At 71.6% G+C, this 13,136-nt stretch carries 10 protein-coding genes; 7 read left to right on the forward strand and 3 right to left on the reverse strand.

All coding sequences use genetic code 11. From position 1 onward, the window contains the following. The first annotated feature begins 199 nt into the window (after positions 1–199). Positions 200–1,012, forward strand: coding sequence for a DUF3097 domain-containing protein (locus AB0M35_RS16700; protein ID WP_363746135.1), 813 nt, complete (start codon positions 200–202; stop codon positions 1,010–1,012). Positions 1,013–1,128: 116 nt separating this feature from the next. After that, positions 1,129–2,379 (forward strand): AI-2E family transporter, encoded by a 1,251-nt coding sequence (locus AB0M35_RS16705; protein ID WP_363746137.1) that lies wholly within the window; start codon positions 1,129–1,131, stop codon positions 2,377–2,379. A 90-nt stretch (positions 2,380–2,469) separates the two neighbouring features. On the opposite strand, the gene AB0M35_RS16710 is transcribed toward AB0M35_RS16705, so the two are convergent. Beyond that, entirely contained in the window at positions 2,470–3,789 is a 1,320-nt protein-coding gene (locus AB0M35_RS16710) for a serine hydrolase domain-containing protein (RefSeq protein ID WP_363746139.1), read from the reverse strand. An 84-nt stretch (positions 3,790–3,873) separates the two neighbouring features. Between AB0M35_RS16710 and AB0M35_RS16715 the strand changes: the two genes are divergently transcribed. The 4 genes from AB0M35_RS16715 (at position 3,874) to AB0M35_RS16730 (ending at position 8,945) form a co-directional block, all read left to right on the forward strand. After that, on the forward strand, positions 3,874–4,344 hold the full coding sequence (locus AB0M35_RS16715) for an NfeD family protein (RefSeq protein WP_102657622.1): 471 nt from the start codon (positions 3,874–3,876) through the stop codon (positions 4,342–4,344). A gap of 4 nt (positions 4,345–4,348) precedes the next feature. Then, entirely contained in the window at positions 4,349–5,458 is a 1,110-nt protein-coding gene (locus tag AB0M35_RS16720; protein ID WP_363746141.1) for an SPFH domain-containing protein, read from the forward strand. A 280-nt stretch (positions 5,459–5,738) separates the two neighbouring features. Further along, complete coding sequence (locus AB0M35_RS16725) at positions 5,739–6,548, forward strand: hypothetical protein (protein WP_363746143.1); 810 nt, start codon at positions 5,739–5,741, stop codon at positions 6,546–6,548. Between the two features lie 213 nt (positions 6,549–6,761). Then, entirely contained in the window at positions 6,762–8,945 is a 2,184-nt protein-coding gene (locus tag AB0M35_RS16730) for a transglycosylase domain-containing protein (RefSeq protein ID WP_363746224.1), read from the forward strand. Between the two features lie 254 nt (positions 8,946–9,199). Here AB0M35_RS16730 and AB0M35_RS16735 read toward each other — a convergent pair whose 3' ends face one another. Together AB0M35_RS16735 and AB0M35_RS16740 are read right to left on the reverse strand one after the other, a co-directional pair. Further along, complete coding sequence (locus tag AB0M35_RS16735) at positions 9,200–11,047, reverse strand: thiamine pyrophosphate-requiring protein (protein WP_363746145.1); 1,848 nt, start codon at positions 11,045–11,047, stop codon at positions 9,200–9,202. A gap of 93 nt (positions 11,048–11,140) precedes the next feature. Beyond that, positions 11,141–11,896, reverse strand: coding sequence for a PHB depolymerase family esterase (locus AB0M35_RS16740; protein ID WP_363746147.1), 756 nt, complete (start codon positions 11,894–11,896; stop codon positions 11,141–11,143). Positions 11,897–12,133: 237 nt separating this feature from the next. Here AB0M35_RS16740 and AB0M35_RS16745 point away from each other — a divergent pair, with 237 nt between their 5' ends. Next, positions 12,134–13,108, forward strand: coding sequence for a helix-turn-helix transcriptional regulator (locus tag AB0M35_RS16745; protein ID WP_363746149.1), 975 nt, complete (start codon positions 12,134–12,136; stop codon positions 13,106–13,108). The last annotated feature ends 28 nt before the right edge of the window (positions 13,109–13,136 follow it).

Raw genomic sequence — 13,136 nt, forward strand, 5'->3', positions numbered from 1 at the left:
CGCCCCCACCCCCACCCACCCACCCCTCCCCCCACCCTCACCCCCACCCCTCCGCCAGCGTCGATCATGCAGTTGTGGTCGCTGTTTCATCCGCTTTGTGCCTTTCGTCGCGACAGTTAGTGCAAGATCGACGGTTCCGGGCGGGGTGGGCGGCGAGTCGGGATGTGGGGTGACGGGGGGCGGGACTAGCGTGCCTGGGATGGGGTGGGGGTATGGCGAGGACGTGTTGGCGGGGGACTGGCGGCGGCGGACGGTGATTCCGGAGGTCGACGCCGAGGCGGACCTGGTGGTCGAGGACGCCGATTCCGGCTTCTGCGGCGCGGTCGTCGGGTTCGAGTCCGGTGCGGTCGTGCTGGAGGACCGGCACGGTAAGCGGCGCAACTTTCCGCTGCGCCCCGCCGCGTTCCTGCTCGACGGCCAGCCGGTCACCCTGCGTCGACCCGCTCGGGCGCCGGTGCCGGCCGCGCGTCGGCGTACCGCGTCGGGTTCGATCGCGGTGGACGGGGTGCGTGCCCGCGTCGCCCGGGCCAGCCGGATCTGGGTGGAGGGCGTGCACGACGCCGCCCTGGTCGAGCGGATCTGGGGCGACGACCTGCGCATCGAGGGCGTCGTGGTGGAACCGCTGGAGGGCATCGACGAACTCGACGCCGCGGTACGCGAGTTCGGGCCTGCCCCGCACCGGCGGCTCGGCGTACTGGTCGACCACCTCGTGCCCGGCTCGAAGGAGAGCCGGATCGTGGCCCGGGTGACCTCGCCGCACGTGCTCGTCACCGGCCATCCGTACGTGGACGTGTGGCAGGCGGTGAAGCCGGCGGCGCTGGGCATCCGGGCGTGGCCGGTGGTGCCGCCGGGGCGGCCGTGGAAGGAGGGTGTCTGCGCGGCGCTCGGTGTCGCCGAGCCCGCCGACATGTGGCGGCACATCCTGTCCCGGGTGAACAGCTATGCCGAGGTGGAGACGCCACTGATCAACTCCATGGAGCGGTTGATCGATTTCGTCACCGAACCGGGCTGATCCGCGCCGCTCACGGCCCATGCCCAGCTTGGACGTCAGGCGCTACGGTGTACCGCCTGATCCCTACCCATCCTCGGGGGTGTCGGTTGAGTCGGTTCGAGCAGCCGCGGCGGCGAATGCGTCAGGCGTACCTGGCGGGCCGCGAGTCGGTACGCGCCGCCCGCGAGCGACAGCGCGAACGGGCAGCGATCCGGGCGGAGGAAGCCCGCCCCGACCCGATAACCTGGCGCCCCGCCCCGCCGGTTGACGGCGGCGGTTCGACGACGAGCCGCGACGACTCCGACGTGCCGAAGGCGCTGCGGATCGCTGCGGCCTGGTCGTGGCGCCTGATCGTGATCGGGGTCGTCGGCTGGGCGCTGCTGCGCTTCATGGGCGCCACTCGGATCGTCATCGTCCCGTTGCTGGTCGCCCTCCTGCTCGCCGCGTTGTTGGCGCCGGCCGTGGGTTGGCTGCTACGCGTGCGGGTGCCCCGGACCCTGGCCACCGCCGTGGTCCTGATCAGTGGCCTGGGCGCGGTGGTCGGCACGCTGACCCTGGTGGTCAACCAGTTCATCGTCGGTCTGCCCGACCTGAGTGTGCGGGCCTCGGCCGGCATCGGGCAGATCCAGGACTGGCTGCGCGACGGCCCGCTCGGCCTCTCCGACGGGCAACTCGACGGGTACGTCGAGGCCGGCCAGAAGTGGATCAACGAGAACAGCCAGTCGTTGACCAGCGGCGCGATCAGCACCGCCGGCACGGTGTTCGAGGTGTTCACCGGCACCCTGCTGGTGCTGTTCGCCACGTTCTTCTTCCTGCGCGACGGCGACCGGATCTGGCGCTTCCTGGTCGGGATGCTCCCGGTCGCCGCCCGCTGGCGGGCGGACGACGCCGGTCGGGCCTCGTGGTTGACCCTGGTGGCGTACGTCCGGGCCACCGTGTTGGTCGCCTTCATCGATGCGGTGGGCATCGGGATCGCGCTGGTGCTGTTCGACGTGCCGTTCGCCTTCCCGCTGGCCGCGCTGGTGTTCCTCAGCGCGTTCATCCCGATCGTCGGCGCCACCCTGTCCGGAGCGGTGGCGGTCCTGGTCGCCCTGGTCGACGGCGGCTGGGTCACCGCGCTGGCCATTCTCGGTGCGGTGATCGTGGTGCAGCAGGTGGAAGGCAACGTCCTCCAGCCATTGATCATGGGCCGGGCGGTGGCCCTGCATCCGCTGCCGGTGGTGCTGGCGGTGACGGCCGGGGTGGTGCTCGACGGCATCGTCGGAGCACTGGTGGCCGTACCGCTGATCGCCGTGGTCAACACCGCGGTCCGCCGCCTGGCCCGCCGCCCGCCGGAGCCCGCGCCACCGGTCCCCGACGCAGTCGTGGTCCGCTCCACACCCTCATGATCGACCCACCCGGGCCGCGCGGCTCACGGGTCTGCGGTTGGCACAACGCCTTTCCACGCCGCTGACCGCGCCCTGGGTGGGACGGCGGGGTCAGGGGACCTGGTCGGGGGAGCGGGTGAAGACGAAGGTGGCGATGTCCAGGGCGACCGGGGTGCCGGCCTCGTCGCGGAGCACGGCCAGGATCTCGCCGTGTTCCTCGCCGCTGACGCCCCGCCAGCGGTCCGGGCCCTGCGGGACATAACGGCTGACCGGATCGCCCGGTACGGTGCCGACCAGTTCGCCGGTCGCGGCGTCCCAGGTGACGTCGAGCGGGAGGCCCATCCACCACCAACGGCCGGTCAGGGTGGCCACGTCGGCCGGGGGCGGTGCGTCGGCCGGGAGCCACGGCCGGGCCGGCGTCGGTTCGGCGTCCAGGACCTGGGTGAGGAGCTGCCGGCCGAGCGTGCCGAGACCGCCGCTGCGGAAGGAGTACGCGTTGGTGAAGCCGACGACTCCGGTACGACTGGGCCGGTGCACCTCCAGTACGGCGAGGTAACCGGGCATCGAGCCGCCGTGTCCGGCGTACACCCGCTCGCCCTCGCGGTGCAGCGCCAGGCCGAGGCCGCGTCCGGCCCGCCAGGAGTCGGGGTCGACCATCGCCACCGGGGCGCACATCTCGTCGACGGTCTCCGGGGCGAGCACGGCCGGATCGGGATCGGCGAGGAAGGCCGCCCAGCGGGCCAGGTCCGCGACGGTGGACCAGAGCTGCCCGGCCGGTGCCATCGCCCCGGTGTCCGTACGCGGCTCCTCCCGCAACGTGTCGTGCCACGGGTGCACCACGTAGCCGGGGGCGAACGGTGCGCTGGTCGCGTACGTGGTGCGGTCCATGCCGAGCGGGTCGAGGATCCGCTCCCGTAGCAGCTGCGCCCACGGCGTCTTCGTGATCCGTTCCAGCGCCCCGCCCAGCAACCCGTACGCCAGGTTGGAGTAGTGGAACGTGCGGTGCGGCGGGTAGGCGATCTTCGCGGCGGAGAACCCGGCCAGCAGAGTGGGCAGGTCGACGCCCGCGCTGCGCTCCCACCACGGCCCGTCCGGCTCCCGCTGGAAACCGCTGATGTGCCCGAGCAACTGCCGCAGGGTGACCGGCCCGGCCGCGTCGGCCTCCGGCAGATGCCGGCGCAGCGGGTCGTCCAGGGCCAGCCGACCGGCGTCGCGTTCCTGCATGATCAGCACCGCGGTCATCGTCTTGGTGATCGAACCGATCCGATACTGAAGATCGGCGTCGGGTGCCGGGTGGGTGCCGGCGGCGGCCACGTGGGCCAGCGTGCCGTCACGCACCACGCCGAGAATCAACGACGGAACGTGACCGGCCACCTGGGCGTCGGCCACCAGAGCGTCGACCTGTCGGGTGGTTTCGGGACGCAGGGACATCTTTCTCCCTCGGTTAGTGGTGACCGGGAGCTTACGATCATGTCAATTCGATGACACGTGCATTGTCATGTCACGATCGTTGTTATGGATGCCGTGTTCTGGATCGTGCTGGGCGTGGTGCTGGCGGTCGCTGAGATCTTCACGGCGACCCTGTTTCTGATCATGTTCGCGGTCGGTGCGTTCGCCGCTGCCGGCGCCGCCGCGCTCGGTGCTCCGGTGGCGGTGCAGGCGGTCGTCTTCGCCGCCGTCTCGGCGCTGACCGTGCTCGCCGCGCGGCCGGTCATCCAGCGACACAAGCAGTCGGCGATGGAGAGCGGCGACACCGCGTTCGGCATCGAGGCGATCGAGGGCTCCACCGCCCTGGTGTTGGAGCAGGTCGACTCCGACAAGGGCATGGTGAAGATCGACGGCGAGGTGTGGAGCGCCCGAGCCTACGACGCCACCCAGGTTTTGGCTCCCGGCGAACGGGTGCAGGTTATTCAGGTCAAGGGAGCGGTAGCCCTGGTCTGGCGGGATGTTGCGACGCCCGCTGAGCTACCCGAAGCGGAGAGGTGAACGGATGGAATTCGTATTCCCCGTCCTATTGATAGGTATCGCGCTGATCTCGGTGATCACTCTGGCGAAGGCACTGCGGATCGTTCCGCAGCAGCGCCAGGACGTGGTCGAGCGGCTGGGTCGCTACAAGCGCACGCTGAACCCGGGGCTGAACCTGCTCGTGCCGTTCATCGACTCGGTGCGTACCAAGGTCGACATGCGGGAGCAGGTCGTCAGCTTCCCGCCGCAGCCGGTGATCACCTCGGACAACCTGGTCGTGTCGATCGACACCGTCCTCTACTTCAAGGTGGTGGACTCGGTTCGGGCCACCTACGAGATCTCCAACTTCCTCCAGGCCATCGAGCAGCTCACCGTCACCACCCTGCGTAACGTGATCGGCTCGCTGGACCTGGAGCGCGCGCTGACCAGCCGCGAGGAGATCAACCGGCACCTGTCCGGCGTACTGGACGAGACCACCGGCCGGTGGGGCATCAAGGTGACCCGGGTGGAGATCAAGGCGATCGAGCCGCCGCCGAGCATCCGTGACTCGATGGAGAAGCAGATGCGCGCCGAGCGGGACCGCCGTGCCGCGATCCTCAACGCCGAGGGGCACAAGCAGTCGCAGATCCTCACCGCCGAGGGTGAGAAGCAGGCTGCGGTGCTGCGCGCCGACGGTGACCGGCAGGCCCGGATCCTCCAGGCCGAGGGTCAGGCCAAGGCGATCCGGACCGTCTTCGACGCGATCCACACCGCCAACCCGAGCCAGAAGGTGCTCGCCTATCAGTACCTCCAGGCTCTGCCGCAGATCGCCAACGGCACCGCCAACAAGGTCTGGATCGTGCCGGCCGAGCTGACCAAGGCCCTGGAGGGCATGGGCGGCGCACTCGGTGGGCTGAGCCAGATGGTCGGCGACGCGCCGAGCCCGAAGGCCGCCGACGACGCCAGCGCCGTCGAGCGCGAGGCCGCTGAGGCAGCCCAGGCCGCCGCCGCTGCCGCGCAGGAGATCCACAACGAGGTACGGGTGGCCGAGGCGCAGGCCACCGGCGGCAAGACCCCGCAGGGGCTGCCCGCGCCGGAGCCGGTCTCGCCGACCAGTCTGCTCAACGACCCGGCCGACCAGCGCGAGCGCGGCTGACCCGCCCGCCGGCGGGCGCGCCCACCCTCATGGGCGCGCCCGCCGTTTCGCCGCTGTCCGGCCGGCGTCGGCCGCCGTTTCGCCGTAACGGCGCGGTCCGGCCGACCCTGACCCCGCCGTTTCGGCGTAACGGAGTCGATCTCCGGCCCGGCAGTAATGCGAGAAAGCCTCATGAGGCGCTCCGGTGTTTGCCACCATCGGTCCTAGGGCCGGTCTGGTCAGGCACCGGGGCGCTTTTTCCTGCGCCCCGCGCGATGTCCGTGGATGAGCGAGGTGAGGCATGGAACCGCTGCGCCGTTTGTGGTCCGCGCCGCAGGTGCCGGGAGTGCACGACCCCCGAGGCCCGTTGGGAACCCGGCGGACCGGTGGCGGCTTCGGCGTACTGCCCTTCATCGACGAGCCCGCCCCACCCGGGCCGGCCACCAACGCCAGTTGGGCCTGGTCACTGCGCCGGCTGGCCCGGGCCGCAGTCTGGCTGCTGCCGGCGTACGCGATCCTCTACGGCCTGGTCGCGATGGCCAGCGACGGCGGCGTCGGCAACGACCCGTACCCGGCCGACGGGCGGGCGCTGTACCTGATCGGCTGGGTGGCCGCGGTCTGGCTCGGCCTGCTGGCCCTGCTCGGGCTGACCGGCCTGCTCGCCGCCACCCGCAGCCGCCATCCCGCCGTGGCCGGGCTGCTGGTCAGCATCGCCGGCACCGTGCTGATGCTGCCGTTCGCCGGGCTGGCCGAGCAGACACCCGTCTTCGGCACCACCGCCCGGACCCTGGTGCTGGTGGGGGCGACCTGTTACAGCCTGGGCTGGCTGCTCACCGGCTGGGCGGTGGCCCGATCAGGCATGTTCAGCATCGGCGACGGCACCATGCTGATGATCGCGAGTCCACTGCTGGGCCTCGGCGGTGCGTTGATCGGCTCGTTGCAGACCTTCGGGGCGATCTTCGTGCTGATCGCCGGCATCGGCATCGCGTACCGTTCCGGCCGGCTGATGCCCCGGGAGATCCTCAACGACGCGGCCAGTGCCAGCGTCGCCACGACCGGTCCGTCCGGCCCGGTCGGCCCCGGTGGCCCCGGCCCACTCGGCGCGGCCTGACCCTCCCCGCCGGCCCGTGGGGCGCGGCCGGACCACCCTTCCGGCCGCGCCGTCCTTCGCGTCACCGGCGTGCCGGGCTGTCCGGCGATGTCCGTGTTACCTGCCGCAACCGGGCTGACCAGCGCACAAGCGGCTGGCAAACAGCGGTGAATTGGCTGACAACCACCGCGTACGGGTGGTCGGAAGGTGGCATTCGCGGCAATCCTGGTGACCATGGCCACCCCTACGCCGCTGTCGCGGCTGTTCACCGTGCTGCTGACCGGCGTGCTCGCCGGACTCGTGCTGGCGGTCGCCGTACTGCCGGTCAACCTGGTGTTCGGCTTCGCCGCCCGGGCCGCGCTCGGAAACTACGCCGCACTGCCGGACGCCCTGCGGACCCCGGCCACCCCGCAGCGCTCCTACCTCTACGCCAACGACGGCAAGACGTTGATCACCACGTTCTACGACGTCAACCGCACCGACGTGACGCTGGCGGAGATCGCGCCGGTGATGCGCCAGGCGATCGTGGCCGCCGAGGACCGCCGCTTCTACGACCACGGTGGGGTCGACCTGCGCGGCATGCTGCGGGCGCTGGTTAGCAACGCCACCTCCGGCACCGAGCAGGGTGGCTCGACGCTGACCATGCAGTACGTGCGTAACGTGCTCAAGACCGACCCGAACCGCACCGCCGAGGAGCGGGCCGCAGCCACCGCGCAGACCGTCGGGCGCAAGGTGCAGGAGATCCGGTACGCCAACGCCCTGGAACAGCGCCTCGGCAAGGACGAGATCCTCAACCGCTACCTCAACATCGCGTACTTCGGTTCCGGGGCGTACGGGATCGCCGCCGCCAGCCAGCGCTACTTCTCCAAGGCGCCGGCCGAGCTGACCCTCGCCGAGGCGGCGCTGCTCGCCGGCCTGGTGCAGGCGCCGGAGGCGTACAGCCCGATCGACGGTGACGCCGACGCGGCGCTGACCCGGCGGGCGTACGTGTTGGATTCCATGGTCGCGACCGGGGCGATCACGGCCGAGCAGGCGAGAAGCGCGAAGGCCGAGAAGGTGGAGCTGGACCCCAGCGAGCAGGCCAACGGCTGCGCGGCCACGGTCAGCTCCCGCGACGGGTGGGGCTTCTTCTGCGACTACCTGCGCCGCTGGTGGATGGACCAGCCCGCGTTCGGCGACACCGTCGCCGAACGTGAGCAGGCGCTGCGCCGGGGTGGCTACCGCGTGGTCACCACCCTCGACCCGCAGATCCAGAAGACCGCGCAGCAGCAGGCCACCAGCATCTACGGGTACGACAACAAGCGCGCGGTGCCGATCGCCGCGGTCGAACCGGGCACCGGTCGGATCCTCGCGATGGCGGTCAACCGGCACTACAGCCTCGACGACAACCCGGACGGGCAGCTCAACTATCCGAACACCGTCAACCCGCTGATCTCCGGTGGTGGCAGCGTCGCCGGCTACCAGGCCGGCTCGACGTTCAAGCTGTTCACCATGCTCGCCGCGCTGGAGTCCGGCCGTACCCTGTCGACCGGTTTCGACGCGCCCAGCCGGCTGCCCACCCGGTACGCCGCCGGCACCGACGACAGCAGCTGCGGCGGCCAGTGGTGCCCGGCCAACGCCAACCCGCAGTGGATGGACGGCTACCGGATGATGTGGGACGGTTTCGGCCGGTCGGTCAACACGTACTTCGTGTGGCTGGCCGAGCAGGTCGGCCAGGACAAGGTGGTCGAGATGGCCCAGCGGCTGGGCATCACCTTCCGGGCCGAGGCCGACGCGCGTTTCGCCGAGGACAACGCGGCCAACTGGGGAGCTTTCACCCTGGGCGTGTCCGCCACCACTCCGCTGGACCTGGCCAACGCGTACGCCACCGTGGCGGCCGAGGGGACGTACTGCGCGCCGGTGCCGGTGGTGTCGGTGACCGCGCCGGACGGGCAGCGGCTGCCGGTCGGTGACCCCTCCTGCCGGCAGGTGCTCGACCCCGACGTGGCGCGGGCCGCCACCGACGCGGCGCGCTGCCCGGTGGGCCAGCAGTCGACGTTCGGGCAGTGCAACGGCGGTACCGCCACGGCGGTGAACCGGATCCTCGAAGGGCGCCCGGTGGCCGGCAAGACCGGCAGTTCCGAGCGGGCCGCCACGGAGACCTTCGTCGGCTTCACACCGCAGGTCGCGGTGGCCGGCATCGCCGCCAACCCGGACGACCCCACCGACCTGGTCGGCTCCGCCGTGCAGGCCCGGGTGATCGAGGCCGTCGCCCGGATCATCCGCACCGCCGTCGACGGCCAGCCGCAGGAGTCCTTCACCGCGCCCAGCCAGGACCTAGTGGGCACCCCCCGCCGCCCGGTCGAACGCGACCCGGTGGTGACCGACCGCCGCCCGACCGACAACGACCTACGCCGCTGGTTCCAGAACCGAGGCTGACCCACCCCACCCACCCCACCCCACCCGCGGCCGTCCCGCCCCGCCCGTGTCCCGCGATCTTGCACTTTGTGTCGCCGCATACAGGGCATAACCTCCCGAATCGGCGACCGAAAGTGCAAGATCGCCGGGGGCGGGGCGGGGCGGGGCGAGGCGGGGCGAGGCGGGGCGAGGCGGGGCGGGGCGAGGGCGAGGGCGAGGGGTGAAGGACGAGGGCAGGGGCGGGGTGGGGTGGGGCGAGGGTGAGGGGTGGTGGGTTAGCGGCGGGGGCGGTAGGTGGTGACCATGGTGGGCAGGCCGCGGCGGATGATGCCGGCCCAGTCGGTGTCGCCGCGTAGCACCGCGGCGGCGGTCTTGCGGGCCTGTTCGGCGGTGAAGTGCGGCGGCATCATCAGCTCGGCCGGGTCCACCAGTGCGTTGATCACCGTTGGGCGGTCGGCGTGCAGGGCCCGGTCCCACACGTCGGCCACCTGATCCGGCCGGTCGACCAGTTCGCCGCGCAGCCCGAGCACCTCCGCCCAGCGGTGGTAGCCGATGTCCGGCAGTTGCTGGCTGTCCGGGAACATCGGGGTGCCCTCGGTGGAGCGCTGCTCCCAGCTGACGAACGCCAGATCCCGGTTGTTGAGCACCAGGACCACGAAGCGTGGATCGGCCCAGCCACGCCAGTACTTCGCCACCGTGATCAGCTCGTTGACCCCGTTCATCTGCATCGCACCGTCACCGATCAGGGCCACCAGCGGCCGGTCCGGGTGGGCGAACTTGGCGGCCAGGGCGTACGGCATGGCACCGCCCATGGACAGCAGGGTGCCCGAGAGGCTGGCCAGCATGCCGGGGCGGACCTTGACATGGCGTGCGTACCAGGCGGTGGTGGTGCCGCAGTCCACGGCGAGCATCACGTCGTCGGGCAGCCGCTCGCTGAGGCTGACGAACAGCCGCTGCGGATTGACCGGGTCGGCGTTCTGCTCGGCGAGTTCGCGTTGCGCCTGCCGCCAGGCGGCGGTGGCGCCGGCGATGGTCTGCCGCCAGCGGGTCGGTCCGGGGCCGGGGCCCAGCTCGCGCAGCAGGGCCCGCAGGGTGGGCGCGGCGTCGCCGGTCAGGTTCACCTCGGTCGGGTACCGCAGGCCCAGTTGGGTGCCGTCGTGGTCGATCTGCACCGCCCGCGCCTGGCCGGGTGAGGGATAGAACTCCGAGTACGGCATGTTGCTGCCGACGATCAGCAGCCGGTCGCACTCGTTCATCAGCTGCCAGCTCGGGCGGGTGCCGAGCAGACCGATGGCGCCGGTCACCCACGGCTCCCGGTGGTCCACCACGGTGAACCCGAGCAGGGCCGTGGCGACTCCCGCGCCGAGCCGGTGGGCGATCTCGCGTACCTCGTTCTCGGCGCCGATCGCGCCCTGGCCGACCAGCATGGCCACCCGCTCGCCGCCGCGCAGCACCTCGGCGGCCTGGCGGACGTCGGCCTCCGGCGGCACGGTCGGGCCGCTGCTCGGCACGCTGCTGGTGTGGTAGAAGCCGTGTGCGTGCGGCGGGTTGGGCACGGCGGGCAGGTCCTGCACGTCGAGGGGGAGGACCAGCGCGGTGACGGTACGCCGGGCCAACGCGGTCCGGCAGGCCCGGTCGACGAGGTGCCGTACCTGGGTCGGGTGGTCCAGTTGGGCCAGGAACGCCGCCGCCACGTCCTTGTAGAGGGCGAGCAGGTCCACCTCCTGGTAGTAGCCGCCGCCCTCGGCGGTGAGCGCCGTGTGTCCGACCAGGGCCACCACCGGCTGGTGGTCCAGCTTGGCGTCGTAGAGGCCGTTGAGCGCGTGGATGGCTCCCGGTCCGCTGGTGACCAGTACGGTGCCGAGCGGCCCGCCGCCGTACTTGACGTGTGCCGAGGCGGCGAAGCCGGCGGTCTCCTCGTGCCGCACCTGGATGAACTGTGCCTGCTGGCCGGTGCGTTGCAGGGCGGAGGTCATCCCGTTGATGCCGTCGCCGGGATAGCCGAAGTACCGGCGTACGCCCCAGCAGGCGAGCCGCTGCACGATGTGGTCCGCGACGGTGGCGTTGCGGGGGAGGGGCCACGGGTCGGCCGGCACGAGACTGCTGGCGTGGTCTGCGCTCACCTGGGTCGCCTTTCGGGTAGTACCGCCGAACGAGCATTCCCGTTCCTACCCGGACAAAACCGACCGGACTGCGTCGATCCCTCGGTCGTGCCGTCAGGCCCGGCGAGGATGGGCGGCGAAGAACGTCCAGATCAGATCCGTGGCGCGCAACCCGACGTCGGGGGCGCTCATCCGGTCACCGGAGGCACCCGGCCAGGAGTGACCCATGGAGCCGATCAGGTACACCTCGACGTCGCTGCCGTCGGCGCAGCGGGACCGGGTGAGCGTGGCACCGTCGGCCGGGGCGGCCGGCGGTGGGGCGACCGGGGTGCAGTCCAGCTGCTGCTGCCAGCGGTCGATTCCGGTACGGAACTGCGAGGCGTACCGGTCCTGCTCGCCGATGAACGTGATCACGGAGACGGGTCGCTGCGGTGTGTAGTCCTCGGCCGTCGTCCGCTCGCCGATGAACCCGCCGCTGACCACCCCGATCGCGGCGAACGTGCCGCTGGCCTCCACCGCGGCCCGGAAGCTCAGGTCACCGCCGTTGGAGATGCCGGTCAGATAGACCCGGTCGGCATCGACTCCCCAGGTCTCGACCAGGTGGCCGGTGAGCGCGGCGAGGAAACCGACGTCGTCGGCGTTGCCGCAGCAGACCAGCGCGTTGAATCCGCCGTCGACGCCGTCCGGGTAGGCGACCAGGAAGCCCGCACGCTCGGCCAGCTCGTCCCAGCCGAACAGTTGGCTCATCTCCAGACCGTTGCCCGGGTACGGGTGCAGCGCGATCACCAGCGGCACCGGCCGCGCCGGGACGTACCCGGGTGGTGCGTGCAGCCGGTAGCTGCGGCTCGTCCCGCCATGGTCCAGGGTCAACTCGTGCTGCCCCGGGCCAGGGGATCCGGCGGGAGCCGCCCCCGACGTCGTGGGCAGCGCTTGCACATCGCCACCACCACACGCCGCGGCCCCCGCCAGCAGGCAAGCCGTCACACACCACCCGAGCAGCCGACGCATGCCGCCCCCTCCCGGCCGTTGGTCCGCCCCACCCTCGCCGGTGGGCCACCGCCGGAACAACCCTTTCGGTGTACGCCGAAAAGCTGGCAACCTTGAGCTGTGATCACCTTGCGGCTCGGCGCGGCGGACCTGACCCGGATCCGGTTCGGCAGCCGTCCACATCCGGTCGGTACCGTGATCCTGGCCAGCCAGGCGCTGCGGGATCCCGCGTTGGCCGCGCGGATGCCCGACCTGGCCGCCCGCGCGCAGGCGGCCTCGGCGAGCACCGCCGCACTGCGACACCTGCTGCCGGCGCAGGGCATGCTGCCCGACTTCCTCACCCCGCACCAGGGGATCGAATCGGTGGCCGCCGGCATCGAGTCGATCCGGGCCACCCCGCGTCGCCGGATCACCGCCGAACTCACCAAGACGTACGCCGAACTGCCGCCCAGCCTCTGGCGGCGGCGATTCGTGGCGGCCGACCCGCAGATGCTGGACCTGCTGATGGCGGCGGTGGACCGCTACTTCGACGCGGTGCTCGCCCCGGCCTGGTCGCAGTTGACCGCGGCCCATCGGGGCCACGTCGAACACCGCGCCCGCACGTACGTCCGATCCGGAGTGGACGGGTTGCTCAACGAGTTGCATCCGGCGATCCGGTGGCGTCCGCCGATCCTGGAGATCGACAGCTGGTGGAGCGCCGAGCTGACCGGCAGTGGCGAGGGGATCATCCTCGTGCCCGGCCCGCTGGCCGGTCTGCGACCGCGCGTGCTGGTTCGACCGGGCCAGCCGGTGCTGGTGGTGTACCCGGTCCCGACGCCACCCGAAACGCCGCCGACCAGGACCGATCCGCTCGCCCAACTCCTCGGCGGTACGCGTGCGGAGGTGTTGCGGCGGCTCGCCGAACCCGGCCACCACACCACCACGATGGTGGGCCGGCACGTCGGGATCAGCATTTCGTCGGCCTCCGAACACGCCGCCGCGCTGCGCGCCGCCGGACTGGTCGACAGCGAGCGCGTCGGCGGCGCCAAGGTGCACCGACTCACCCCGCTCGGCATCCACCTGCTCGCCGGTGACGTCCGTCCGCCGGCTTGCTAGCGGGAAGCACCTCGCCCGGATGGGTGAC

Origin of the sequence: Micromonospora sp. NPDC051196 (assembly GCF_040682415.1) — a bacterium.
Classification (GTDB): Bacteria; Actinomycetota; Actinomycetes; order Mycobacteriales; family Micromonosporaceae; genus Micromonospora.